The 24,716-nt window shown below is 64.8% G+C and carries 22 protein-coding genes; 4 read left to right on the forward strand and 18 right to left on the reverse strand.

Features of this window, described 5'->3' with window-relative positions; all coding sequences use genetic code 11:
* The 4 genes from ACLP4W_RS17360 to ACLP4W_RS17375 all read right to left on the reverse strand — a co-directional run.
* Positions 1-1,085: 3-oxoacyl-ACP synthase III family protein (locus ACLP4W_RS17360; protein ID WP_442387979.1), on the reverse strand; the 1,085-nt coding region annotated here is incomplete at its 3' end.
* Positions 1,086-1,113: 28 nt separating this feature from the next.
* Positions 1,114-2,112 carry an Acg family FMN-binding oxidoreductase gene (locus ACLP4W_RS17365; RefSeq protein WP_442387981.1) on the reverse strand — a complete coding sequence of 333 codons (999 nt, stop codon included), beginning with the start codon at positions 2,110-2,112 and terminating at the stop codon, positions 1,114-1,116.
* A gap of 1 nt (position 2,113) precedes the next feature.
* A complete protein-coding gene (locus tag ACLP4W_RS17370) occupies positions 2,114-3,634 on the reverse strand; it encodes an AAA family ATPase (protein ID WP_442387983.1) in 1,521 nt (506 codons plus the stop codon).
* A gap of 12 nt (positions 3,635-3,646) precedes the next feature.
* On the reverse strand, positions 3,647-4,534 hold the full coding sequence (locus tag ACLP4W_RS17375) for a universal stress protein (protein ID WP_442387985.1): 888 nt from the start codon (positions 4,532-4,534) through the stop codon (positions 3,647-3,649).
* Positions 4,535-4,673: 139 nt separating this feature from the next.
* Between ACLP4W_RS17375 and otsB the strand changes: the two genes are divergently transcribed.
* Together otsB and ACLP4W_RS17385 are read left to right on the forward strand one after the other, a co-directional pair.
* Positions 4,674-8,375: a trehalose-phosphatase gene (gene otsB, locus ACLP4W_RS17380; protein WP_442387986.1), complete on the forward strand. Its 3,702-nt coding sequence runs from the start codon at positions 4,674-4,676 to the stop codon at positions 8,373-8,375.
* 136 nt (positions 8,376-8,511) lie between these two features.
* Positions 8,512-9,321, forward strand: coding sequence for a universal stress protein (locus tag ACLP4W_RS17385; protein ID WP_442387988.1), 810 nt, complete (start codon positions 8,512-8,514; stop codon positions 9,319-9,321).
* Positions 9,322-9,356: 35 nt separating this feature from the next.
* Here the strand turns inward: ACLP4W_RS17385 and fdxA are convergent, their stop codons facing one another.
* The 13 genes from fdxA to ACLP4W_RS17450 all read right to left on the reverse strand — a co-directional run bounded on the left by fdxA (position 9,357) and on the right by ACLP4W_RS17450 (position 21,175).
* On the reverse strand, positions 9,357-9,704 hold the full coding sequence (gene fdxA / locus ACLP4W_RS17390) for a ferredoxin (protein WP_442387990.1): 348 nt from the start codon (positions 9,702-9,704) through the stop codon (positions 9,357-9,359).
* Between the two features lie 116 nt (positions 9,705-9,820).
* Positions 9,821-10,705: a universal stress protein gene (locus ACLP4W_RS17395; RefSeq protein WP_442387992.1), complete on the reverse strand. Its 885-nt coding sequence runs from the start codon at positions 10,703-10,705 to the stop codon at positions 9,821-9,823.
* A gap of 13 nt (positions 10,706-10,718) precedes the next feature.
* A complete protein-coding gene (locus ACLP4W_RS17400; RefSeq protein ID WP_442387994.1) occupies positions 10,719-11,285 on the reverse strand; it encodes a GNAT family N-acetyltransferase in 567 nt (188 codons plus the stop codon).
* Between the two features lie 163 nt (positions 11,286-11,448).
* Complete coding sequence (locus ACLP4W_RS17405) at positions 11,449-13,098, reverse strand: GAF domain-containing protein (RefSeq protein ID WP_442388030.1); 1,650 nt, start codon at positions 13,096-13,098, stop codon at positions 11,449-11,451.
* Positions 13,099-13,376: 278 nt separating this feature from the next.
* Complete coding sequence (gene dosR / locus ACLP4W_RS17410; protein ID WP_442388031.1) at positions 13,377-14,048, reverse strand: hypoxia response regulator transcription factor DosR/DevR; 672 nt, start codon at positions 14,046-14,048, stop codon at positions 13,377-13,379.
* 83 nt (positions 14,049-14,131) lie between these two features.
* Positions 14,132-14,971, reverse strand: a complete 840-nt coding sequence (locus tag ACLP4W_RS17415) for a universal stress protein (protein ID WP_442387995.1) — start codon at positions 14,969-14,971, stop codon at positions 14,132-14,134.
* Between the two features lie 16 nt (positions 14,972-14,987).
* Positions 14,988-15,758, reverse strand: coding sequence for a universal stress protein (locus ACLP4W_RS17420; RefSeq protein ID WP_442387997.1), 771 nt, complete (start codon positions 15,756-15,758; stop codon positions 14,988-14,990).
* Between the two features lie 118 nt (positions 15,759-15,876).
* A complete protein-coding gene (locus ACLP4W_RS17425; protein ID WP_442387999.1) occupies positions 15,877-16,854 on the reverse strand; it encodes a 1-phosphofructokinase family hexose kinase in 978 nt (325 codons plus the stop codon).
* Between the two features lie 28 nt (positions 16,855-16,882).
* On the reverse strand, positions 16,883-18,925 hold the full coding sequence (locus ACLP4W_RS17430; protein WP_442388001.1) for an erythromycin esterase family protein: 2,043 nt from the start codon (positions 18,923-18,925) through the stop codon (positions 16,883-16,885).
* 15 nt (positions 18,926-18,940) lie between these two features.
* Positions 18,941-19,372, reverse strand: coding sequence for an Hsp20/alpha crystallin family protein (locus ACLP4W_RS17435; protein WP_442388003.1), 432 nt, complete (start codon positions 19,370-19,372; stop codon positions 18,941-18,943).
* A 124-nt stretch (positions 19,373-19,496) separates the two neighbouring features.
* Entirely contained in the window at positions 19,497-19,742 is a 246-nt protein-coding gene (locus ACLP4W_RS17440) for a hypothetical protein (protein ID WP_442388005.1), read from the reverse strand.
* 118 nt (positions 19,743-19,860) lie between these two features.
* On the reverse strand, positions 19,861-20,130 hold the full coding sequence (locus ACLP4W_RS17445) for a DUF1918 domain-containing protein (RefSeq protein WP_442388007.1): 270 nt from the start codon (positions 20,128-20,130) through the stop codon (positions 19,861-19,863).
* A 58-nt stretch (positions 20,131-20,188) separates the two neighbouring features.
* Complete coding sequence (locus ACLP4W_RS17450; protein ID WP_442388009.1) at positions 20,189-21,175, reverse strand: Acg family FMN-binding oxidoreductase; 987 nt, start codon at positions 21,173-21,175, stop codon at positions 20,189-20,191.
* A gap of 274 nt (positions 21,176-21,449) precedes the next feature.
* On the opposite strand from ACLP4W_RS17450, the gene ACLP4W_RS17455 reads away from it, so the two are divergent.
* Entirely contained in the window at positions 21,450-22,427 is a 978-nt protein-coding gene (locus ACLP4W_RS17455; RefSeq protein WP_442388011.1) for an Acg family FMN-binding oxidoreductase, read from the forward strand.
* 166 nt (positions 22,428-22,593) lie between these two features.
* On the forward strand, positions 22,594-23,025 hold the full coding sequence (locus tag ACLP4W_RS17460) for a pyridoxamine 5'-phosphate oxidase family protein (protein WP_442388012.1): 432 nt from the start codon (positions 22,594-22,596) through the stop codon (positions 23,023-23,025).
* A gap of 26 nt (positions 23,026-23,051) precedes the next feature.
* Here the strand turns inward: ACLP4W_RS17460 and ACLP4W_RS17465 are convergent, their stop codons facing one another.
* A complete protein-coding gene (locus ACLP4W_RS17465) occupies positions 23,052-24,473 on the reverse strand; it encodes a bifunctional lysylphosphatidylglycerol flippase/synthetase MprF (RefSeq protein ID WP_442388014.1) in 1,422 nt (473 codons plus the stop codon).
* Positions 24,474-24,716 lie beyond the last annotated feature (243 nt).

The raw sequence follows: 24,716 nt of genomic DNA on the forward strand, positions 1-24,716 counted from the left end.
CGGCTCACCAAATCCTCATCCAGGGTCAGTAAAACCATGCCGATCTCCAGCCCGGAGGCCAACGCAACCAGCGCGATCCGTTCTCCGGCCACGATGCGTCCGGCCTCGAGTTCCTCGACGAGGGCCACCGTGTGGGTCGTCGATGCCGTGTTGCCGTACCGGTCGACGGTGATCACCCAGTCGTGCCCGGCGCTGTCGCCGAGCGACGCCGAAATTTGGGCCATTCCTTTGCGGATAGCACGTGCCGAGGTCTGGTGTGTGATCACGTGGTCGATGTCGTGAAACGAAATGCCAACGGCCTCAAGCACTTCATTTAACAGCAGCGGGGTGTCCGCAATGGCGGCCTTCTGGATGGCACGGGAATTGGTGAACATTCGCGCGCCCGGATCATGGCCCTGTGGATAGGCCAAGCAGAGCCGGCTGTAGTCGGCGACCGTGGTGAAGCCGGCGAGGGCGATTCCCGCCGAGCCCGCGGGCGCCCGCTCCAGCACAAGTGCCGCGCCGGCGTCGCCGAGGGTCAGGCACGCGAGCTCATTGCTCATGATGTTGCGGATGTGGCGGGCCGCGTTGTGGCTGAGCTGCGAGATGTACTCCCCGCTCACGACCAGTCCGCGTTCGACAATGCCTTGCCGGATCCAGTTGTTCAAAATGGTTACCCCGGTGAGCATCCCGGCGCACGCGTTGGACACGTCGAAGGTCATCGCCTTGTGCGCCCCGATCCCGCGGGCCACGGCGCTGCTCATCGTGGGCTCCAACCATTGCGTGAGACCGCCGCGGAATTTCGTGATGCTGCAACTGATCACCACGTCGAGCGACGCTGGGTCCTGTTGCGCGGTGGCCAGCGCGTTCAGCGCCGCCTTGGTGGCAAGACTGTAGGAATCCTCGTCGCCCACCGAGACGCGGCGCTCGTGGATCCCGGTCAGCCGTTCTAGATCGATGTGGGTGCGGTGGCGTGTGGTCGCCATCAGTTCGTCCGTCGTGAGATGAGTCTCGGGCAAATGCCGGCCGGCACCGGCCAACCGGGCGACGAACGGCGCCGTGACCCCTTCTCCGGCGGTCTCCATCACGAGCCAATGCCGAGTCATGGGCGATACCTCCTTTCGCGGTTGCTGGTCAATTGCGAAGCTCGAGGACTTCGGCTACCGGACGCCGAGCGGTGGGCTCGACGTGCTGTTCGTGCGCCGGTGATTTACCGACCCGGATCAGCAACTGCGGCTGACCAACGGTTCCGGTGATCTGCGCGATGATGTTGCGGCTCATCGCCATTTCGGTCATGTGCGTCAGCGTGCAGGTGGCCAGGCCGGCCACGGTGCACTCCAGCAGTACCGCCGACAGCGCCTCACCGCAGCGCAATACGCTGCAGGGGTAGTCGTCGTGAGTGGAGAGGACCACGATTTTGGAGCGGTCGTGCTCGACGGTGGCGCGGCGCTGGCCCCCGCCTGCCGGGGGAAACGCGCGCGCGACATCGACCCGGGCGGCTTCGGAGTTGGAAACCAGAGCGCTTTCGGGCACATGATAGGAGTCGGGCTCGAACGGTGAGGTCCACCAACGCAGTTCAGACAGATAGGTCGTGTCGTAGCGGCGCAGCGTCTCGGTGAGCCGAGAAGCCTCGGCCAATTGTGGGCGGTCATCGTCTGCCACCACGTCCAGCAGCACATCGTACGAATTCACCGCGCGGGACAGCGCCGACTCCAGGGCCGGCCAGGCCGCCGGCGCATCGTACGGCAGCCGATCCGTGCGGCGCCGACGAATCGCATCCGCCCGGAGCCGGTGCGCCTCCGTAACGGTCTCCGTGGCGGTCTGCACGGGCCGGAATTGCAGTGTGGCCAGATGATCCGGGTCGTCCGGCTCGGGGAACCGTTCCGTGGTGCTGTCCCAGCCGGCGGCGGCCATGGCAACCCGCAGGTGGTCAAGGACGGCGCCGCAGCTCAACATCAATTCGCGGCCCGTGTGATCGGTAGCCGGCATTGCGCGATTGCGATCGGCCCGAAGCTGCAGCGACGCACCCTCGGAAACCCACCGCCAGGGCTGGCTGTTATGCAGCGAAGGCGCACGGGAGGCCAGCGCCACCGCGTTCTGGATTACCTGGGAATCGGGCAGCTCTACTGTCATGTCAATCACCACCAGCCGCTCGACGCCAGACATCGTGGGCCTCTTGCACCAAGAGCGCGAGCGGTCGTGAGGTGTCCATCTGGCGCGCCGCGTCCCAGCCGGCATGCCGGGCGGCCAATGCCGCGGCAATCTCCGGAGTCACCTCCGAGTTGCCCGGGCGCCTCGTCTTTATTCGGCCGGCGGCCGTGTCGACCGTCGCCGAGCACACGAGTTCCACCATTGCCGAATGCGTTTCGGAAGCAAGGCGATGAGCCCGAGCGCGCATCTGCGGATCCCGCCAGGTGCCGTCGAGGATCACCGATTGGCCATTGACTAACAACAGGTTCGCCCGCCGCAGGGTGACCTCGTACACCATCGCGACGTGGTCCGAGGCATACAGGCCCTGATCCAGGACACCGGGGGCGCCGGTAATGATGCCCGACTCGCGTAGTTCCCGGCGTACGTCGTCGGTTGAGATAACCTGCGCCCCAGTCCTTTCGGCAAGCCTGCGCGCAAGAGTGGATTTTCCGGTGCCTGGGTTTCCGCCGACGAGCGCCAGGCGAACGCTACCGTTCTGAAGGTGCTCGGTCGCGATGGCGAGGTGCCGGGCGGCGTCTTCGGCGGCCTCCGATTTGCCCTGCGACGCTCGCACGCAGTCAACCTTGGCCCGCACGACGGCGCGATAGGCTATGCAGAAGTCTGCGAGCGCCGCCGGCACCGGATGCGCCGAATGTGCGGCGTAGCGTTCGAGAAAGTAGTCTCCCAAGTCTTTGCGGCCCAGGAACTCTAGATCCATCGCAAGGAAGGCCGCGTCATCCACGCGGTCGACGTAGCGAAGTTCGTCGTCGAACTCCAGGCAGTCGAGCAGCGCCGGCTCGCCGCCAACCCAGAAAATGTCGTCGGCGAGCAGATCGCCGTGTCCGTCGACGATGCATCCTTCCTCGATGCGGCGCGAAAAAAGGGGTTCGCGGCCCGAAATGAATTCGGCGGCAAGGCGCTGGATCCGCGAGACGGTCTCGCCCGAGACGTCCAATATCGACGTGTCGGCGTAGCGGCTGAGTTCCGACAGGTTCTCGTGCCAGCGTTGGTCGATCGCGCCGACCTCGCCCTGGGCGTTGATCACCCGGCTTCGCTCGGCGTGCTCGTGGAAGCGGGCCAACACGGCGGCGATGGTGTCCAGCACGGCTTGAAGCGATCCGCCGGACGGGTCGTGGCCGCGGGTCACCATGGACGCCAGTCGGGCGTCGTCGTGGTAGCGCCGCATGACGACGATTGGTTCGGGCGGCCCGCCGCCCGGGTCGGTCAGATGCGCGACGCCAAAATAGCTGTCGGGCGAAAGGCGACTGTTCAACTCGACTTCGCGGCGGCAGGCGCGCTCGCGCTGCTCCGGGGCGCGGAAGTCGAGAAAGTCGGTCAATACAGGTTTTTTCGCCTTGAATGCCCGGTCACCGGCCAGCACCACCACACCCGTGTGAGTTTCGTGCACATCGACGTAGGGCACTGCGGTCATTGCCGCCGACCCGACGTCCGTCGCTGTGGGCATTTCTGGCGGGCTCTAGGACGGCCGCGCCACGATCACGGGCATCCGGACCGAGTGAACGATGGCGTTGCTGACCGAACCCAGCAGCATGCCGCCCAAGCCACCTCGGCCGTGGCTGCCCACGACGACGAGTTGTGCGGACTCCGACTTTTCGATCAGCTGCCGGGCCGGCCGGTCACAAACGACGACCCGGTGCACCGTGACATCGGGGTAGCGTTCTTGCCAGCCCGCCAGGCGTTCGGCCAGACTCCGCTCCGCGTCCGACTTCACCGCTGACCAGTCCAAGCCGGGGAGTTCGAAAACCTCGACGTCGCTCCACGCGTGCAACGCGATCAACTCGACACCGCGCCGAGAGGCTTCGTCGAACGCGATGGCGGTCGCAAGCTCTGAGGCGGGTGAGCCATCGATGCCCACCAGCACTGGAGCTTGCTGGGGGTGGGGCATTAGCGGGTCTTCGTCGCGGATGACCGCGACCGGACAGCGCGCGCTTCGCACCACGCTTGAGCTAACCGAACCCAGCAAAAGCCTCGCCACCGATCCGCGCCCGTTGCTGCCCACGACGACCATCTCGGCATCCTCGGACATTTTGACCAGCGCCGGCACCGGGGGCGCGCACCTGAGCTCGCTCTTGATCTCGGTCCCGCGGTCCGTCTTCACGGCGTCTTCGGCGACCTTGACCGCCCGCTCGAGAATCTGTCGGCCTTCTTCTTCCTGCCATACCGCAACGCCGGCCGACACCGGCATCTGCGGCACCGTCGGCACGACCGCGCTCACCATGTGGACCACGGTCAGTGGGACGCGTCGCATCGCGGCATCGCGTGCCGCCCAACAGACAGCGACGTTGGAGGCGGCCGATCCATCGACTCCGACGATGACGCCGTGGCGGTTCTCGGGTGCAGACATTTCCTTCTCCTCGGTCATCGAAAACGCTATTGCCCGAACAATCGTCGATCATGAGGCTTTAGTCACCAAACCCGTGGACATGAGACCTTCGTGCGTGACTGGGGTTGACCGGGGCTCGCGCTGTGGCATCGTCAGATAAGTGACCGAATGGCCCGCCACTATCGACAGGCGCTACCACGACGCTGTGATCCTCGGGCTCGACAGCGTTATTTTTGAGACCGGGCCGGGCACGGTTGAGATTCGCGATTCCACCATCCCTTTGCTGCGGCGCCTGCAAGATGTCGGTGTCGCAACCGCCATCTACTCATCCTCTCACGACTGTGCGCGAGCGCTGCGTGCCGCGGGCGCTGACGAACTCATCGGCGTTCTTGTCGACACAGCCGAAACCATCGGAGAGCCCGATCCAGCGGTCCTGACAGAGATGGCAAGCCACCTAGGGGTTCACCCCGTTCGCTGCGTGGTTATCGACCGCGACGAAGCCGGCGTGAGGGCCGGCAGGGACGGCGGCTTCAGCCTCGTCATCGGTATCGAGCAGGACGGACACGCCAGCGAACTGCTGTCGTCTGGCGCCGACACCGTGGTCGCCGACCTCGCCGAGATCTCGGTGCGACACGGTGGCAGCGCCATGTCGGCCATCGCCGATACCGCGCAGGTTTACGGCCAGCTGAAAGAACTGGTGGCAACCCGGCGACCGGTGGTCTTCCTCGACTTCGACGGCACGCTGTCCGACATCGTCGAACATCCGGACTCGGCGACACCGGTAGATGGCGCCGCCGAGGCGTTGCGCGCGCTGGCCGCGCAGTGCCCCGTAGCGGTGGTAAGCGGTCGCGATCTGGCCGATGTCCGCGAACGGGTCAAGGTCGACGGGGTGTGGTACGCGGGCAATCACGGCTTTGAACTGCTCGCACCGGACGGCACGCTCCACGAGAACACCGCCGCCGCCGGCCTCATTGGCACCCTGGCGGACGCGGCCGGCCGATTAGCGCAGATGCTCCCTGATGTGCCGGGAATAGCCTTGGAGCACAAGCGCTTTGCGATTGCCATTCACTACCGCAACGCCGATCCCAACGACATCGACCGGGTCATCCGGGCGGCCCGTGAACTCGGGCGCGCCGAGGGGCTCCGCGTCACTCCCGGTCGCAAAGTCATTCAACTTCGCCCGAACATCGGCTGGAACACGGACACGACGCTCAATTGGCTTCTCCAGCGCATCGTGGGGAGCGACAGCGCCGCCGGCCCCGGTGCCGTGTTGCCGATCTACATCGGCGATGACCTCACTGACGAAGACGCCTTCGACGCGGTCGAATTCAACGGTATAGGAATCGTGGTGCGTCACAGCGAAGATGGCGATCGCCCGTCTGCCGCGCTATTCAGTCTCGAAAGCCCCTCCGCGGTCGCCGAATTCGTCCGTCGGCTGGCGACAGGTCTGGAAGAAGCGGCAGCGCCCGGCAATGCTTGGGAGCTCGTTTACGAGGGCTACGACCCGGCTAACGAGCGGCTGCGCGAAGCGCTGTGCACCGTCGGCAACGGCTACGTCGCGACCCGCGGTTGCGCGCCGGAGGCAACGGCATCTGAGGCATCCGGAGCACATTACCCGGGCACCTATGCCGCCGGCGTGTACAACGAGCTGGCCGATCAGGTCGCGGGCCGGACGATCGAGAACGAAAGCCTCGTCAACCTGCCCAACTGGCTGTCGCTGACGTTCCGGATCAACGGCGGAGCATGGTTTGACGTTGACGACGTCGAGTTGTTGTCCTACCGGCAGATATTTGACCTACGGAACGCGACGCTGACCCGCAAGCTCCGATTCCGGGACGGCTCGGGCCAGATCACCACGCTCACCCAGCAGCGCTTCGCGTCCATGCATCAGCCTCACGTGCTCGCCATGCAGACCACGATCGTTGCCGAGAACTGGTCAGGCACAGTCGAGTTCAGATCATTGCTGGACGGAACCGTGCAAAATACCATGGTCGCTCGCTATCGATCACTGTCGAGCACCCACCTCACCGAAACTGTGATCGACGAAATTGGGCCCGGCGCAGTGATATTGCAAACTCAAACGTCGCAATCACGCATCGCGATCGCAGTCGGCGCGCGCAGCACCGTGTGGTGCGACGATATCCGGGCCGACGCGCGGTACACCCCCGTGCATGAGGGCAACCGGTGCGGTCACGACATCCAGGTCCCGATTTCTGCGGGGCAGTCGATCACGTGCGAGAAGGTGGCGACCATCTTCACCGGTCGCGACCCCGCCATATCCGAGCCGGCGGGCACCGCGCAGCAATACCTCGATGCGGCCGGCGGCTATGCCGATCTCCATCAGCAGCATGCCCGGGCATGGGCCCGGCTGTGGGAGCAATGCAACGTCGGCCTTTCTGACAGCCCAGACGCGCTGCGGGTGCTGCGGCTGCATTTGGTGCACCTGCTGCAGACCATTTCGCCGCACACCGCCGAGCTCGACGCCGGAGTCCCCGCGCGCGGGCTGCACGGCGAGGCCTACCGCGGGCATGTCTTCTGGGATTCGCTGTTCGTCTCCCCGGTGCTGAACTTTCGCATGCCGAACGTGTCGCGGTCGCTGCTGCTCTATCGGTACCGGCGGCTTCCCGAGGCCCAGCTCGCGGCCCGGGCGGCCGGGTACCTCGGCGCGATGTACCCCTGGCAATCGGGCAGCGACGGGCGCGAGGTGAGCCAGCAACTGCACCTCAATCCCGAGTCCGGCCGGTGGAACCCGGATGCCAGCGCGCGGGCGCACCATGTCGGCCTCGCCATCGCGTACAACACCTGGCAGCACTACCAGGTGACCGGTGACCGTCAGTTCCTTATCGACTACGGAGCCGAGATGCTGGTCGAGATCGCCCGTTTCTGGGTAGGCCTGGCCAGTTTCGACGACAGTCGCGGCCGCTACACGATCCGGGGCATCATCGGGCCCGACGAGTTCCATTCGGGCTACCCGGGCAAGGAATACGACGGAATAGCCAACAACGCCTACACCAACGTGATGGCGGTCTGGGTGATCCTGCGCGCGATGGACGCTCTGAACCTGCTGCCGCTGCGGGACCGGCTCGACCTTGTCGGCAAACTCGACCTGGCGGCCCACGAACTCAACCGCTGGCACCAAGTTACGCGCCGCATGTTCGTTCCCTTCCACGACGATGTGATCAGTCAGTTCGAAGGCTATTCGGAACTGGCGGAACTCGATTGGGAGCGCTATCGGCAGCGGTACGGAAACATTCAGCGGCTCGATCGCATCCTGGAAGCCGAAGACGACAGCGTGAACAACTACAAGGCGTCCAAACAGGCCGACGTGCTGATGTTGTTCTATCTGCTGTCGTCCGAAGAGTTGCTAAGCGTGTTCGGCCGGCTCGGCTACCGCTTCGCGCCCGAGCAAATCCCGAAGACGGTCGATTACTACCTCGCGCGCACCTCGGACGGATCGACGCTGAGTGCCATCGTGCATTCGTGGGTCCTTGCCCGCGCCAACCGACACAACGCCATGAGGTACTTCGTGCAGGTGCTCGCCTCCGACATCGTCGACATCCAGGGCGGCACCACAGCGGAAGGAATACACCTGGCCGCGATGGCCGGCAGCGTCGACCTGCTGCAGCGATGTTTCACCGGGCTGGAAACGCGCGACGACCGGCTGGTCATCGGCCCGCACTGGCCGGAAGCGCTCGGCCCCGTCGAGTTCGCGTTCGTATACCGGGGCCAACGTCTTCACCTCAAGATCAGTGGACGAACCGGCACCCTGACCTCTGAAGCCGGGAACGCTGGACCGATCCTGGTCGAATGTCGCGGTAGCGTGCAACCTCTGATGCCCGGGCGCACCATCGAGGTCGCGTGACGACACCCGGCCGGTGACAATTACCCCCGAAAACGAGGTCGAACGGCCCTGCTGAAGGCCGACATCGCCCAATAACGTTTGAGATTGGCGGACCGGGGCCGTTCCGCTAGCCCAGCTGTCAGATCGGGAGGAAGCGATGAACCATCCGCAGTCATCGGAGCGGATCGTGGTAGGTATCGACGGCTCAGACGCGGCGATCTATGCGGCCAAGTGGGCGGTCACCGAGGCCGTCAGCCGCAACATCCCACTACGGCTGATCCATGCCGTCCCCAACCGGCGTGCGGGTGCGGCCACCTTTGATGAAAGCGTGGATGTCGAATACGCCCAAGCGTCGCTGCGCGCCGCAAATGCGGCGCTCCAAGCCACGGGCGAGCCGGTCAAAGTCGAATCCGACATCGTGCACGGATCGCCGGAGAGCGCGTTGATCGACGCATCGCGACACGCGGCCATGGTTTGCATAGGCTCCGTGGGCATCGGGCGAGTCGCGCGCAAGCTCCTCGGCTCGACCGCGGATGCCGTGGCCCGCAAAGCGCATTGCCCGGTGGCGATCATTCGCAGCAGCCGCGAAGCCGCGGCGTCGGATTCCGGATATGTCGGCGTCGTCGTCGACGATTCACCCGGCAACGACGCGGTTCTCGAACTTGGGTTCCGGGAAGCGCGGCTTCGTGAGGCACCGATCTTGGCGCTGGGCGTGTGGCGCTGGGGTTTGGGCGAAATTCCCTACCAACAGCTGGACCATCGACTTGGTCCCTGGGTCTCTCAGTATCCCGAGGTGCACGTCCTCCCGGCCGCCGCGAGGAGCGGAGCCGCTGACTTTCTCACCCAAACGCAGGAATCAGTTCAACTCGCGGTGGTGGGGAGCGGGGACGCCGGTAAGGTCGCGCGGTTGGTCGGTCCAATCACTCACGGCCACAACGGATGTTCGGTACTGGTGGTACGCAGTTGACGCCGGGTGCGTGGCCATGCCGCTTATGAAGCCACCTATGAACTTTCGCGTGCCGGCAGTGCGGCGATCAGTGGCGTGTCGACACCGAGTCGGCCCATGTCTTCGGCGCCACCCGGGGAGCCCAGCGGGCCGTCTCGGCCCGGGAGCGTTTGGCTGAAGAAAGCGGCGTTGTCGGCCAGGTGCTGCAACTGGTCATCGGGCAGATCGCCCTCCCAATAGATCGCCTCGACGCGACAAAGCGGTTTGCACGCGCAACAGTCGACGCACTCATCCGGATTGATGTACATCGTCCGGGCGCCCTCATAGATGCAGTCCACGGGGCATTCCTCGACGCAGGACTTCTCCATCACATCTACGCATGCGGCACCGATCACGTAAGTCATAAGCTAGGACGGTACGAGTTCGGGGCGCCGAAGGAGCCTACCGAACGACCTCGAAGCGCGGGACCAAAGGCCCTGGCGCGCAATCCCACCGCCGCGGGCCCGAAATTGGTCCGTGATCAACCGGGGCGAACGACAATCACCGGAACCGTTGCCGCTTGGGCCACGGCGGAGCTGACCGAACCCAAAAGCATGCCGGGAAAGCCCCCGCGGCCGTGGCTTCCCACCACCACCAGCTGAGCACGTTCGGATTCCGTGAGCAGCCAATGGGACGGCTTGTCGCAGAACAGCAATCGCTCCACGCGCACATCCGGATACTGCTCCTGCCAGCCCGCCAGGCGTTCGGCGAGGAGCTCATGTCCTTGGCTCTCGCGGTCGCGCCAATCCATGCCGAGGACCGGAAACACCCCCACATCGCTCCATACGTGGATCGCCAGCAACCCGACTCCGCGGCGCGAGGCCTCATCAAAGGCCAGAGCGGTCACCGCTTCCGACGCGGGCGATCCGTCGATGCCCAGCAGCACCGGCGCGTTGGGATCGGGAGCCGCGCTGTCCTCGGCGTGGATAACCGCTACCGGGCAGTGGGCATGGTGAACCAGTCCCGTGGTGACCGAGCCCAACAGCAGACGTCCCAACGCACCCATGCCCTGACTGCCGGCGACGACCATCCAGGCCTGCTTGGAGGCATCAATCAGCGCCGGCACAACGCTGGAATAGATTAGCTCGGTGCGTATTTCAGGTGGCTCGGACCCGCCGAGGCTGCTGCTAAGCGTCTTGCGCGCCTGATCAATGACCTGCCGCGCGTCGTCTTGCTGCCACTCGGGCATGTCCGCATACAGTTGACCCACCGGCCAGCCGACGACCACGGGTGGGACGGCGTGCATCAGCGTGATGGGCAATTTGCGCATGACGGCCTCGCGGGCGCCCCAGGCCACGGCGGCGTCGGATGCCGCTGACCCGTCCACGCACACCAATACTCCGAATTTGCTTGCAATATCCGGCACTTCGGACTCCTCGTTATGAAACCGCCTCGGCGGACGTCGACGCCTCTTCAACAAAGTGGGGCAGCTCGATCTCCACATGGCGAATCGATCCGTAATCCATTGGCTCACAAGGCCACCCGAGATCGAAAAAGACCGTGAGCATCAGATGATTCTCGCCCAGCACGTCCGCCACGAAGCGGCCAATGCCATGAGCTCGGGCGATCCGGGCCAGACGTTTGAGCAGGGCCGTTCCGACGCCGAGCGAATGGTCTTCGTGGGCGACCACTATCGCGACTTCGGCGGCTTTCGGAGCTTCGCCGGCTTCGCCGACAAAGGTGTAGTTCGCGACACCGATCAGGCGGGTGGCGTCGAATGCGCCGAGGGCGAATTGCCCTTGGACGGGCTCGGTCAGCTCGCCGACGACTTCGTCAAGCTGGACCGCCTGCAGCGTAAAGAACCGGTAGTAGCGATCATGATCGCTGAGGTGTTGATGGAGTGTCCTGACGGCTTCGGCATCGTCGGTGGTGAGGCGACGCAACGACACGACCCGTCCGTCGAGCAGTTGGGCCGTAACCGCGACATCAACTGGTTGATCGCTCATGATCTCTCTCAGTGCCGTTTTGATGGCCGTTTTGATGGCCGTTTTGATGGCCGTCTTAATTCCGTGCCGATGGTATTTGTCCGCACCCGACGTTATTCGGAGTCGGGGCCGATTCGAAGGGGCGTTAGACCCCACGCATGCGCCATAGGTCCCGGGGCAGTGTTTAGTGATCGGTCAGCGGAGCGATCCAGTGGACCCGGGTACCACCCTCCGGTGGATTGCCGATTTCGCAGGTGCCGCCGAGTTGTTCGGCGCGGTAGTTCATATTGGCCAAGCCGCTGCTGCGCAAATTGTCGACGGGTATGCCACAGCCGTTGTCGATGATGTCGAGGATGAACATGTCGGCGACGCTGATCTCGACGGTCAGCCGCGACGCACCGGAGTGGCGAAGGGCGTTGCTAACGGCTTCCGTGGTGACCGCTTCGGCGTGCTCGCCGAGTTCACCGCCAACGGCGGTCATCGGCCCGTGCATGCGCACGGTGGTCACAATGTCACGACTTTCGGTCAGGTCGGCGACCACTCGTTGCAGCCGATGTCGAAAGTCCCCATACTTTCCCAACGGGGATTTGAGCTGGAAGATGGTCGTTCGGATTTCCTCGATGATGGTTTGCAGATCATCGAGCGTGCGGTTGAGGCGGTCGGCAACCTCCGGCGAACGCGCCCTGGCGAGCGTGCCCTGCAGGTCCATGCCGGCGGCGAATAGCCGCTGGATGACATGGTCGTGCAAATCGTGCGCGATGCGCTCACGCTCGGCGAGGATCGTCAGCCGGCGCGCGTCCTCACGCGCCGACGCCAGCACGAGTGCCATCGCGGCGTGAGTGGCGAAATCGCTCACCAGGTCGATATAACTTTCGTCGAATGGCGGCTGATCGGCGCCGCGAGCGATCGCGATCACGCCGGCGACTTGATCGTGGGCGCGCAGCGGCATCACGATCGCGGGGCGCTGCCCGACGTCGGTGAATGCCTGGATCGGGTATCTCAACGCCTCGGTGATCAGCGGCTTACCGGAACGGAAGACATGGCCACTGGTGGAACCGTCCACCGGAACTCGCCGGCCCATCACCTCGGCGGCATGAACCCCCACCGCGGCAGACACCACCAGCGTGTCGGTTTCGTCATCGGGGAGGTCGGCGTCGGCCCGAACTAGCACGATCGCCTGTTCGGCATCGGTCAGGATGCGCGCGCGCTCGGCGATCAACAGCAGCGGGCGCCGGTGCGGCTCGGCGCTCGACAGCAGCGCGGTGGTGATCTCGCGGCTGGCCTCCATCCACTTCACCGACGTCCGTTCGCGCTCGAACAGTTGCGCGTTGTCGATGGCGACCGCGGCCGCAAACGCCAGCGCGCGAGCGGCAACCTCGTCGGATTCGGAGAACACCCGCGTCGGGTCGACATGGGTCAGATACAGGCTGCCGAACACGGTCTCACGGAGGGTGATCGGCACCGCAAGGAAGGCCCGCATGGGAGGGTGGTGTTCCGGGAACCCGACGGCCGCCGGATGCGCGGTCAGGTCATCCATGCGCAGAGCTGGCGTGTCCAGGAGTGACACGCTCAAAACTCCCTTGCCAACCGGCAGGTGTCCGATGCGCCCCACCGTCTCGGCATCCATTCCCTCGTGGATGAACGAGACCAGGTTGCCCTCGGGATCGCGCACGGCCAGCGCGCCGTAGGGGGCAGAGGTCAGTTCCCTGGCCGCCGCAATGATGCGGTGCAGCGTTGCGTCAAGATCGAGGTCTGCGCCGATCTCGACGAATACGCGCAGCAATTGCTCCATTTGATCGCGCGCCGCCAGCAACTCATCGAGTTGCGCATGCATCCTGCTAAGCAGCCCACGCTGGCCCAGCCCCGCAAAGGCTGAACTGCGTTCGTCGCTGGCCACCCGACCTGATACCTCCACGACAACTACCGCCATCTGGCAGCTTGCGTTGGCACGAAACGACACCAAGAACCTGGATAACGCGTAGTTGCCAATACCCAGCTTAACCCGAACGGATCAGGCCGCCTAAAACCGATGGCCCCGGCGCCAACCGCTCATCGCCGCACCGGCGCGGTGGCTGCGAGCAAACACACCAGGCAAGTCCTGGGCCGCGCTGGCTAGTCCTGCGGCGTTTCGGTCGACATGGTCGGGTGGCCGGGCCGTTGATCCAATTTCGAGGCGAACACCGCTGCCTGTGTCCGCCGCTCCATGCCCAGTTTGGCCAGCAGCCGCGACACATAGTTCTTCACCGTTTTCTCGGCGAGAAACATCCGGGCGGCGATCTGCCTGTTGGTCAAACCTTCACTGAGCAGCCCAAGTAGCGTTCGCTCCTGTTCGGTCAACCCGGAAAGTGGGTCTTCGCGCTCCGCTGCGCCACGCAGCTTTGCCATCAACGCAGCGGCCGCCCGGTTATCCAGCAGAGATTTTCCGGCACCGACCTCTTTGATCGCGTGGGCGAGCTCCATGCCCTTGATGTCCTTGACGACGTAGCCGCTGGCGCCGGCCAGAATCGCCTCGAGCATCGCTTCATCGGAGGTGAAGGAGGTCAACATCAGACACCGCAGGTCGGGATGATCGGACACCAGGTCGCGGCACAGTTCGATTCCGTTCCCATCGGGAAGACGCACGTCAAGCACGACGACGTCGGGCTTCAACGCCGGTATCCTCGCTTTCGCTTCCGATACGGAACCGGCTTCACCGACGATTTCGAGCTCAGGGTCCGATGCGAGCAAATCGGCTAGACCACGTCGAACGACTTCATGGTCGTCGACCAGGAAAACCTTGACCATTACGAGTCCCTCCTGCTGGCCGTCCGAGGCCAGGGTCATGGAACGACCGACTCAATATCCCACATCTTTATAATCACCCGGTCTCACAAATGTTGTCGATTGACGACGAGCAGCGAGCAGTCGGCGTCCTGCAGGATCGCACTGCCGACCGGTCCGACGAGTTCATCCAATTGCTGACGGTTGTGCGTGCCGACAATGACCAACCGCACCGACCGGTGGTTGTAAGCCAGGTACTCCAGGAGGCTGCCGTGTACCACCATCGATTCCACGCGGAGATCCGGATAGCGGCGCTTCCACTGCGCGAGCCTTCGATCTAGGTCGGCGAGTGCCCGGCGATTCCCTTCGGGATCCGCCGCCTCCCTATCTCCCGGCGCGGTTCGCCGGCAGATGATTGCCCGGATGGCAGCGTCGCGCAGCCGGGCCTCTTCGAGGGCGGCGCCCAGCAACACACCGTTGTTGGGAGACCCGTCCACCTCGACGACCACCCAATCCGCCGGCCGGTGGAGGTGGTCGTCGTGGCCTCGAATGATCGCCACGGGGCACCTCGCCGATACGGCCAGAGCCGCGGCGGTGGAACCCACCCGACCCGCTCGAAAGTGACGTAATCCGACCGCGCCCACGCACAACATGGCCGCCGATGCCGATGCGCTGATCAAAGACCCGATCGCGGGCCCGGGAGTAACCTCGGTCTCTATCTTCACCGGTTTGCCTAAGGCCTCGATCGCCGTGAGTGCGTGGCGAATCGCCAGTTCCGCGGTGGCCTGCCCGGTTTCGGAGTTGTCGTCCTGTGCGCTCGCGCACAGGAGGCGCACGGGGGCGTCACGACTGAGCGCCTCGTCGACCGCCCACAGCGCTGCGCGTATCGCCGCCTTTGAGCCATCGATACCGACGACGATCGACTGGGGCGTGGCTAACTCTTTCATAGACGCGGCCTGCGGCTTAATGGCGGACCACAAGCACCGAGCAGTCGGGGTAGCCCACAATCGGATGGCAGTTCGGGGTAGCCAGCCCGACCATCTCGGCGGCGTCAGCGCTGCCCACCACGGCCAAGTCGATGGCGCTGCTCTGTTTCTCCCCGGACTTCACCCCGGTGCCCGCGGCAACGGTCTGGACGTGCACATCTGGGTAGCGTCGGATCCAGCTGTTCAATCGCCGATCGATCTGCCGCACGGTAGCGTGGCGGCGCCGTCCTTCCTCCATTGCCTGGTGCACGACCTCGTCGTTGTCCGCCTCGTCATTGAGGACGACGGCGATCACACCGAGCTCTGTCGGCGATCCGTCGGGGTTGGTGCGGATGATCGCTACCGGACATTGCGCACGCGCGACCAACGCGGCAGCGGTTGGGCCCAACAACCCGTCACACGCCCATCCCCGCCTGGCGGTGCCCACGCAAACCATGGCTGAATCCTGTGATTCATCGATCAACACTTGCGCGGGATCCCCTGAGAGAACAGCCGTTTCGATCTCGACTGGTTTTCCCGCGCTCTGTATGGCGCAGCCGGCTTGGGATAGCGCCATTTCGGCGCGTTCGAGCTCCCACTCCGAGATCGGCGCCGAACCGATCTGCGCCTCCGGGGGGCGGATGACGTAGACCAGGCGAAGGGGCAGCTGCCGACTCAGCGCCTCGTCGATCGCCCACTTGGCGGCGTTAACCGCGGCTTGCGAGCCGTTGACGCCAACGACCACCGACTTCGCGTCCAGCTGGTTCATGTCGGCTCCTGGCTAGTCTGATGCGCTCAATGTCAGGCTATTGCGCGGCGGCCTTCTGCGGAGGGGTCGTTAGGCCTCATCTGGGAAGCCGTTCGTCCCCGGGCCGTGCGATTGAGGTTCAGACTTCGGCGACGTCGAAGGGTTCTGCAGATTGCGCGAATAATTTCTCCACATCCGCCCGATCACAGGCGGTCGTTCCGGGTGTCATCAGCATGGCCGCGCCGGCGGCGATGCCCAGCCGAACGCATTTGACCAGCGGCCATCCGCGACTCAGCCCCACCGCGATCGCGGCTACCATCGCGTCGCCCGCCCCCACGCCGCTCCCGCATGACATCGGAATCGCCGAAAAACGCTGGCTCACATACTCCGTCGCAAGCAGCGCGCCATGAGATCCCAACGAGACCAACACCACTTCCGCACGACCGCTATCAACGAGTTCATGCGCCGCGGCGAATTGTTCGGCCTCGGTGGCCAGGGGCCGTCCCACACATTCCCGCAGTTCCCGCACGCTTGCTTTGAGGAGAAACACCCCGGAGGAGACGTGCCGCAAACCGCCGCCGGAGGTGTCCAGGATCAGGCGGGCGCCCAGCTCCTGGCAGATGTCGGCAACCCGCTGGTAGAAGTCGGCGGGTACGCCCGGCGGCAGGCTGCCACTGGCCACGACGAATTCGGCCGACTTTGCCGCCGTGCGCAGCTGGTTGAGACAGCGCTCCCGTTCGGGCACTGTCAGCTGCGGCCCCGGAAGGACGAACCGGTACTGCTGGCCACTGCTGGTTTCGCTGACGGTGAAGCTCTCTCGCGTTGCCGCGGCGATCGGAACTTGCCAAAACGGCACACCTTCGTCGCCGAGCAGCCGCGCGATGAGGCCGCCGGTCGCCCCGCCCGCGGGGAATACCGCCAACACCGACCCGCCCAGCGTGTGTGCGATGTGCGCGACGTTGATGCCGCCGCCGCCCGGGTCGTAGCGGGTGGCCTGGCAGCGCAATTTCTCGGTTGGCCGCACGATGTCCACACTTGTCGTGATGTCGAGCGCCGGATTCATGGTCAACGTGACGATTTGGGGTCGGCGCGCAGGCGGCTGTGCTGGCGTCTGCATGTTCGTTGACTCCACTCGTCGTCGACGGTTATAGGCCGGTGGGGTATGTTTCCGGTGTTTCGCCGGCGATCCACAGACTCGTCACCTCGAGAGGTTCAAGCGCCCGGGTCCTGTCGATATGAATCATCGCGTCGAATTGGTCGGCGGGCCGGACGTGGAAGTAGTGGCTTTGCCGTTCGGTTTCGGGCTGGTAGATCACGCCGATGGCGCGCCCCAACCGAACGGCACTGAGCGGGTCCGCGGCTTCGGAGCTGATGTGTGCCGACACCAGGAACGCGCTCCTGCCGGTCTCGTGTAGGAGTTCTTCGATACTCCCATTGAGCGCCGGGCGAACGGCCTTTCGTTCGGCTATGCCGCCCCACTCGCTGGCAGCGGTCACCGTGCCCGTGTATGTGCTTAACCCGATGAGACGTGAGTCATCGCCGTACCGCTGGCGGACAAGTTGACCGAGCGTGAGTTGTCCGTCGGCCCACACTTCGGTCGCCCGCGCGTCCCCGACGTGAGAGTTATGGGCCCACACCACTATTCGGGCGGTCGGCACGTCGTGGTGGCGATCCAGATGATGCAGCAGTGCGTCAAGAGTCTGCGCCATGTGCTTGTCACGCAAGTTCCACGAGCTGACACGCCCGCCGAACATCGCGCGGTAGTACACCTCCGCATTGCGCACCGTCTGCGCATTTTGCTGGGCGTAGAACAGTTCGTCCTCGGCGAGCAGTCCGTCCCTGCGCGCGTAGACCAAAGCATTGCGCTGGATCTCGACCAGCTGGTCGATCGCTTCATTCTCACACGACGGACCGGCGCCGAAAGCCGCCGAAAAGCCATACGCCTGACCATCGTCGGCCGAAGCGTGGTCAAAGCACCCATAACGGTCCCGCGCCCGAGCCGCCGCCTTCGGGTCGACCCTGTCGAGGTAGGTGATCACCTCGTCCATCGAGCGGTGCAGGCTGTAGAGATCCAGGCCGTAGAAGCCGGCCTGCCGCTGACCGGTCGACTCGTGCAGCCGGTTACGCCTGCGCAGCCAGTCGACAAAGTCGCGAACGACGGTGTTGCGCCACATCCACGCCGGAAAGCGCTCGAATCCGCTCAACGCTTCGTCGGCGCTCTTGTCTTGGCCGAGACCGCGAACGTAACGATTCACCCGGTAGGCGTCGGGCCAGTCCGCCTCCGCGGCGACGGCACAGAAACCCTTCTCGTCGATCAGCCACTTGGTGATCTCGGCCCGAGCCTTGTAGAACTCGTGCGTGCCGTGCGAGCCCTCACCGATCAGTACGATCCGCGCGTCACCGATCAACTCCTCCAACGTCTCGCGCGGCGGGATGCCCTCCGGACAATCGATGGCCACGCTGCCGATCACCTCGGCCGGGGTACGCGCCGCGGCTTCGCTGATCCGGGCCTCGGTCGTCGGGGTGGCCAACAACTCACGCACCTCTTCGTCGCTGACCTGGCGGAAGTCCCAAAACGACTCCCCGACCGCGAAAAATGGGGTGGGCATCGACGCGCATACGACATCGTCGACGAGGCCGGCGAATTCCCGGCAGGTGGATTCCGGGGCCGCCGGCACCGCGATCACGATGTGGGCGGGCTCGGCTTCGCGCAGCGCCTGCACCGCCGCGAACATGCTTGCGCCGGTGGCCAAACCGTCGTCGACGAGGATGACCGTCTTGTTGGTCACGTCGACGGGGGGACGTCCGTTGCGATAGGCGGCCTCGCGCCGGACCAGCTCCCGACCCTCCCGCTCGGCGATGGCGCGCAGTTCCTGCGGCGTGATCCGCAGGCCCCGCACGACGTCGTCGTTGACCACGACGCGGCCCCCACTCGCCAACGCTCCGACCGCGAACTCTTCATGGCCGGGGGCGCCGAGTTTGCGCACGATGAAGGCATCCAGCGGGGCGTGCAGCGCGGCCGCGACCTCCCAGGCAACGGGGAGCCCACCTCGCGCCAAGCCCAGGACGATCACGTCGTGTCGGTCGCGATAGGCGCTGAGGAGGTTTGCCAGCACCTGGCCGGCCTCGCGGCGGTCGCGGAACACGCGCCGCGGCGAGTGCCGGGTGACGTCAGCTGCTGTGGCCATTACGCACCGCGATCGTCAGTTGGCGGACTGAACCTGAACGCGCCGCTCGGTCGGCTTCGGCTCGGCAAGCGCCACGGAGACGGTGAGGATGCCCTTGTCGTAGGTGGCCTCGATGTTGTCTTCATCGGCGCCCGCCGGCAGCGACACGGTGCGAACGAACGAACCGTATGAGAATTCCGAGCGTCCATCGAAATCTTTCTTCTCGCTACGCTCGGCCTTGATGGTCAGTTGTCCTTCGCGCACCGTGATTTCGATGTCCTTCGCAGGGTCGACGCCCGGCATCTCCGCGCGCACCACGTAGCGCCCGTCCTTGATCTCGTCCTCGAGTTTCATGACGCGGGTATCGAAAACGGGACGGAGTCCGGCCAGGGGAGGGAAGCCGCCGAACAGCTCCGAGAACTCCGGGAAGAGCGACATCGCCCGACGCTGAACGGGAAGAGTGCTCATGGATGTCTCCTCAAATCTCGAGAAAAACCGCTAAACGCGTTGACGATGTCCATCCGACCAGTCCGCCGCAATCGGCGGTAGGGACCGAAGTCCCGGGCTTGCGGGCCGTTCGTCGGCTCGGTGACTACTCGGCGGCCCGGGTGGGACGCACGCCGATGTAGGCCATCACACGGTTGAGGATGAGCTCGTATGCGTCGCCGTCTTCGACCAGCCGGACCAGTCCCTGGCGGCGGAGAAAGCCGTCGAGGCGTCGATCCAGCGGCCAATCGGCATAGGTGTCATCGGCATCGCCTGAGTTCAGGAACCGCCACGCGAGCGAATCGACGTCGGAGTCGGTCAACAGCAGCGGACCGCCGAGCGTTGCACTCATGTCACTTCCTTCGCGCGCAGGGTGGTCTGAGCATTTCCGGGGTGAGCACGTCCCGCATAGGGCCTGAAGTCACTTGATGACAGGGTTGCCGGCAAATTCGGCAGGGTCGCGAATTCGGCTATTCGCCGCCCGCGTGATCCGTTATGGCGGCTTGCATCGCCGCAAAACGTGATCGTGCCCGCTCGTCGGCGGCCTTCTGCTCGGCGGCCGTGACGACGATTGCGTCTGGGCCCGGGAAGACGGTCGCCTCTTCACCGGTGTCAAGCCATCGAACGCGGTATGGCGGCCCGCCATCCGGCGACCGCACCGCGGTGATCAATCCGCGCAGGTCCCGATGCCCGATCCTGCCGCTCTTGATTACCAGCCAGTCCCCGACGTTGGCCTCCATCACCGGCTCCTTCTCATTGATGGTGGAAAGGGTTGGACCCCGAGGGTTCGGTGCAGCGCTAGCGGTGGAGCTCCAAGACATCGCGCAACGGTCGCCGCGGCGTGCGCTCCGGAGCCACTTCGCCCGCCGGCTCGATGCCGACCCGGATCAAAACCTGCGGCACGCCTGTGGCACCGGGCATGAGCTCCCGGATGATGTCGCGACCGGCTTCGAGCTCCGTCAGGTGCGTCACGATGCAAGTCGCCAATCCGGCCATCGTGCACTCGAGCAGGACCTCCGAAAGCGCCTGCCCGCAATCAAGGGCATCCGCGCGGGTCTCACCGTGGGTAAACAACACCAGGATCGTCGCCTGGTCGTGGGTGCGCGCGGAATCCTTCCGGGTGTCCCCTTTGCCGGGAAACCGGCGGTTCACCTCAACTCCGCGGCGCTGCTCCTCGGACATCAGCGCGCTTTCGGGTATCCCTTCCAACTCCCTGGAAGGCGCTGTCCACCAATCTAATTCGTAATGGTAGAGATCGTCGTAGCGGCGTAGCGACTCGGTGAGCCGAGAGGCCTCCGCCAGGCGCGGTCGCGCGTAATCGGTCAATATTGCCAGCTCGGCCAAATCGTTGTCGTACGAGCTGCGCAGCACGGGTTCGAACGACACCCAGTTCTTTGGCGCGCGGAACGCACGGCGATCTGTTCGCCGACGCAGTATCGCGTCAGCGCGGTCGCGCCGGGCTTGGCTGACGTAGTCCATCGCAGCGAAGTCGATCGAGGCAAGGTGGTCGAGATTGTTCGGGTTGGGAAACTGGTCGACGTTGGTGTCCCAGCCGGCGGCGGCCATCGCGACCCCGAAGTGATCGAGCACGGCGCCGCAGCTGATCATCGCTTCGCGACCTGAGCCGTCAGTCGAGGCCACTATCCTGTTCGGATCGGCGAACAGATCGACGTTGGTGCGGCCCGCCACCCATCGCCAAGGTTGGCTGTTGTGCAGTGAAGGTGCACGGCACGCAAGTTCGACTGCGCTGCTGAGGACGCCGGTGTCCACCGTCGTTTGGGTCATTGCACTCACCCGCTTCCCATCTCACTTCGACCCTCGGGCATCCGAACATCGCACGCCAGGGTCCTTGGTCCCGAGCGGCAGGTCATTGGGCCCTGAGGCTTTGGTCAGCGGCGGACAACGGACCGATCCGCCTAACGGCAATTAAAGCTGTTAGCCCCCGCGACGCCGTTTGGCGTCAAAGGGCCCCGCCGAGCGGGACATACGGCTCTAGTAACTACTGCGGCGTCCACCTACCGTCGATAGCGAACCCGAAACTCGGCAGGGGATCGACACCATGGATGCGAAGCTGGACACCCAGACTCTCAAGAACGCGGTGCAGCTCGCCTGCCGGGCTCCGTCGGTGCACAACAGCCAGCCGTGGCGGTGGGTGGCAGAGAATGGGGTATTGCGCCTGTTCGTCGATCGTGACCGAACGGTGCCGGGCACGGACCGCTCGGGCCGGGAAACGATCATCAGTTGTGGAGCCGCGCTCGATCACCTTAGTGTCGCCATGCTTGCTGCGGGTTGGCAGGCGGAAATCGAACGGTTCCCCAACCCGAACGACACCGACCATCTGGCGTCGATCGAATTCACTTCCGTTGATCGCGTCACCAGCGCCCAGCGCGACCGCGCCAAGGCGATTCTGCAACGCAGAACCGACCGGCTTCCGCTGGGCCAGCCCACCTACTGGAATCTGTTCGAACCTGTCTTGCGCAGCACATTCGATCAGAGCCTGGTGACGCTCGACGTCCTGTCCGACGACGTGCGACCGCATCTGGTCAAGGCCTCACAGCTCACCGAAGTGCTCCGCCGCGACGATGCGTCGTATCACGCCGAACTCGAATGGTGGACCTCACCGTTCGCATCGGCCGAGGGTGTGCCGCCCAGCGCGCTGGTGTCCGACAAAGAAAGCCACCGGGTCGACGTGGCGCGCCAATTCCCGGTCAGGAGCCACCAGGACCGGCGCCCCAGGGTCGCGGTGGACTGGTCGAAGATCCTGGTGCTGTCCACCCCGGACGACACCAGGGCGGATGTCTTGAGGTGCGGCGAGGTGTTGTCGACCGTGTTGCTCGAGTGCACGATGGCCTTCATGGCGACCTGTACGCTGACCCATCTGATCGAAATCGATGAAAGCCGCGACATCGTGCGCAACCTGATCAACGGGCGAGGCGAACCGCAGGTGCTGATCCGCGCCGGGATAGCTCCGCCGATGGAAGCAGTTCCGCCGCCCACGCCGCGGCGTCCGTCGGGCGATGTCTTGCACATCCGCTAGACACCAATCGCACGCACGGCTAAGTGGTTGAACAAGTTTGGTCCCGGCGAGGCAGGACTTTTGGCCGACGCTGTTTCTCGGCTATTTTCGATAGCGTCATCGTCAATACGTACGACATAAGCCTCGTACACTCCCGCCCAATCGCGTGTTGATAAGAAGGGGTCTGATGTCTGCAACCGATGATGGGGTCACCATCCTGCCGGTGCACGAATGCTGGGATCTCATGGCAGGTGTAGCGCTGGGGCGGCTGGTCACCAGTGTTGACGGTCAGCCCGAGATCTTTCCCGTCAATTACGCCGTCCAGCGCCGCACCGTGCTGTTTCGCACCGCGGAGGGCACCAAGTTGGTCAGCACCGCGATAAATCATCGCGTGCTGTTCGAGGTCGACGACCATAGCGCCGCCGGGGGATGGAGCGTGATCGTCAAGGGCCATGCGCGCTCGCTTCGCACCAATGAGGAGATCGAGGAAGCCGAGCGTGCGCAAGTATTGCCCTGGACGGCGTCTGAGAAGTCGCACTATGTGCGGATCGTTCCCGAGATGGTTACGGGCCGCCGGTTCCGGTTCGGTTCGCCGCTGGAGAAGTCCGATCCCGCCTGACGGGCTCTGGCTAGCAACGCTGCGGGTTATGCGGTGCTGCGTTTAGGTATGCGCAGACGGCGCGGGCGCGGCACAAACTCCAGCGACAACAACACCATCAGCGCAGCCGGGATGTGGTGGGCACACAACACCACGTAGCGCCGCTCGGCCAACGAGTGGAACTTACGCAGGTAACGGTAAAGGGATTCGAGCCGGATCAGCGGGTCCAGCAAGTGGATCAATCGAAGCGCTACCCGCTGCAGGGGGCCCGGGCTGGCGGCGGCAAAAATCTCCGGAAACGCTGCGAACGCCAGGGAAAGCCTGCGTGCCCCATTGTTTTTCGCGTCGGAAATCATGTCGACACTGATACGCTCGTCGACGCCGTTGGGGGCGTCTGGGCGGCGGAACGGCACATCGAGGCTGACTTCTGATCCTTCCCCGGCGGTTGTGTATCGGTGAAAGGCCGCCACGCGCCCGCACCGGTCACGTGCGATGGCCAGCTTGATGCCGGGGTAGCGGCCTTGCAGGACCCTGTCCAGGTTCATGCAAAGCCCGCGTTCGCTGCGTGCGGCGCGGTGCGCGGCGTACAACACCTCGGTCAGCTCGGCGGTCAGCGCGCCGTCGAGCCTCTGCTCGTCGACGATCTCGGTGGTGACCCCGCAGTTGTGGGTGCGCTGCACCGCTTGGCGCAGGTTGCGATAACGGCGTCCCGTCAAACTGAAGTGGCGAACATCGATGACGACGTCGCGCCCGATCGGCACCGCCAGCATTGGCTGCCCGACCGTCTCCTTGCGCCACAACCCCAGGTGCCGCTCGCCGGCGGCCAATACGATGATCTGCCAGCCCCGGCCGCGGCACATGCGGACGAAATCGGCCACCAAATCGTCGAACTGGGTGGCGTCGCCGATCGGGTCGCCGCTGACGACGGCGAACCCAAGCCGGGTGCGGTAAGCGATCGCGGCGGACTTGTCGCTGTTGAAGTGATAGCTCTTGCTCGAGTGCATGGCAAACGGCGCCAACGCATCCTCGCGGGTGGCGTTGACCAGCGCCCACACCTGCTCCAGCAGCTCCGGCTGCGGCTGTGCCGTAGTAGGCCACATGAGTGCGAACCCACTGCCGGCCACCAAAACGTTGCCGAGCACGCCAAAAGACAAGAAGTGCGCACACAGCCCCGCGCCCACCGCGGCGGCGGCGACCATCGTGTGCCTGAAGGTCACCGGCCGGCCAAGAAAAATGCCGCGCGCCATCAGGGCCACCGCGGCAAGTAAGGCCACCGACCACCCGAACCAGCCGGGCGCAACACGGTCGTAGCCGAGGTGTTCGCGCACGATCAGCGCCGCCAGCCAGCCCAGCACGCATAGCAGCATCGCCACGCTGGTAAAGCGAATCCCCGGGACATCGGCTCTGACCAAGACCCGTTCGCGGCCACGCGCTGTGACGGCGCCGCCAGTGTCCCGACCGACCTTCACGCCGCGCTCCCTTTAGCCTGTTGCCGAGAGGCAGCTGGGGGCTGGTCAGACACGGTCAACCTTTTCCAAAGCGCATTTCGGGACGGTCGCACGCCCCCGTATTGAAATTAATCGGCGCGGCCGCGCGCTTACGAGAGCCGTTTGTCCTCGGAATACGGCACTAAGTCCCTCAGCTGTTCGCCGACCGCTTAGCCGAACGGCACTTCAGCGCTCTCCAGGATCGGGCAGCGCAGCCGGTATCCG

Origin of the sequence: Mycobacterium sp., assembly GCF_052145595.1 — a bacterium.
GTDB lineage: Bacteria > Actinomycetota > Actinomycetes > Mycobacteriales > Mycobacteriaceae > Mycobacterium.

Coding starts and splice junctions, on each gene's coding strand:
- fdxA (WP_442387990.1), bottom strand. CDS start 9,704: ATGACTTACGTGATCGGTGCCGCATGCGTAGATGTGATGGAGAAGTCC.
- ACLP4W_RS17455 (WP_442388011.1), top strand. CDS start 21,450: ATGGATGCGAAGCTGGACACCCAGACTCTCAAGAACGCGGTGCAGCTC.
- ACLP4W_RS17365 (WP_442387981.1), bottom strand. CDS start 2,112: ATGACAGTAGAGCTGCCCGATTCCCAGGTAATCCAGAACGCGGTGGCG.
- ACLP4W_RS17400 (WP_442387994.1), bottom strand. CDS start 11,285: ATGAGCGATCAACCAGTTGATGTCGCGGTTACGGCCCAACTGCTCGAC.
- ACLP4W_RS17440 (WP_442388005.1), bottom strand. CDS start 19,742: ATGAGTGCAACGCTCGGCGGTCCGCTGCTGTTGACCGACTCCGACGTC.
- ACLP4W_RS17375 (WP_442387985.1), bottom strand. CDS start 4,534: ATGTCTGCACCCGAGAACCGCCACGGCGTCATCGTCGGAGTCGATGGA.
- ACLP4W_RS17460 (WP_442388012.1), top strand. CDS start 22,594: ATGTCTGCAACCGATGATGGGGTCACCATCCTGCCGGTGCACGAATGC.
- ACLP4W_RS17445 (WP_442388007.1), bottom strand. CDS start 20,130: ATGGAGGCCAACGTCGGGGACTGGCTGGTAATCAAGAGCGGCAGGATC.
- ACLP4W_RS17450 (WP_442388009.1), bottom strand. CDS start 21,175: ATGACCCAAACGACGGTGGACACCGGCGTCCTCAGCAGCGCAGTCGAA.
- ACLP4W_RS17430 (WP_442388001.1), bottom strand. CDS start 18,925: ATGGCCACAGCAGCTGACGTCACCCGGCACTCGCCGCGGCGCGTGTTC.
- ACLP4W_RS17405 (WP_442388030.1), bottom strand. CDS start 13,098: ATGCATGCGCAACTCGATGAGTTGCTGGCGGCGCGCGATCAAATGGAG.
- ACLP4W_RS17415 (WP_442387995.1), bottom strand. CDS start 14,971: ATGAAAGAGTTAGCCACGCCCCAGTCGATCGTCGTCGGTATCGATGGC.
- ACLP4W_RS17425 (WP_442387999.1), bottom strand. CDS start 16,854: ATGCAGACGCCAGCACAGCCGCCTGCGCGCCGACCCCAAATCGTCACG.
- ACLP4W_RS17420 (WP_442387997.1), bottom strand. CDS start 15,758: ATGAACCAGCTGGACGCGAAGTCGGTGGTCGTTGGCGTCAACGGCTCG.
- ACLP4W_RS17370 (WP_442387983.1), bottom strand. CDS start 3,634: ATGCCCACAGCGACGGACGTCGGGTCGGCGGCAATGACCGCAGTGCCC.
- dosR (WP_442388031.1), bottom strand. CDS start 14,048: ATGGTCAAGGTTTTCCTGGTCGACGACCATGAAGTCGTTCGACGTGGT.
- ACLP4W_RS17385 (WP_442387988.1), top strand. CDS start 8,512: ATGAACCATCCGCAGTCATCGGAGCGGATCGTGGTAGGTATCGACGGC.
- ACLP4W_RS17435 (WP_442388003.1), bottom strand. CDS start 19,372: ATGAGCACTCTTCCCGTTCAGCGTCGGGCGATGTCGCTCTTCCCGGAG.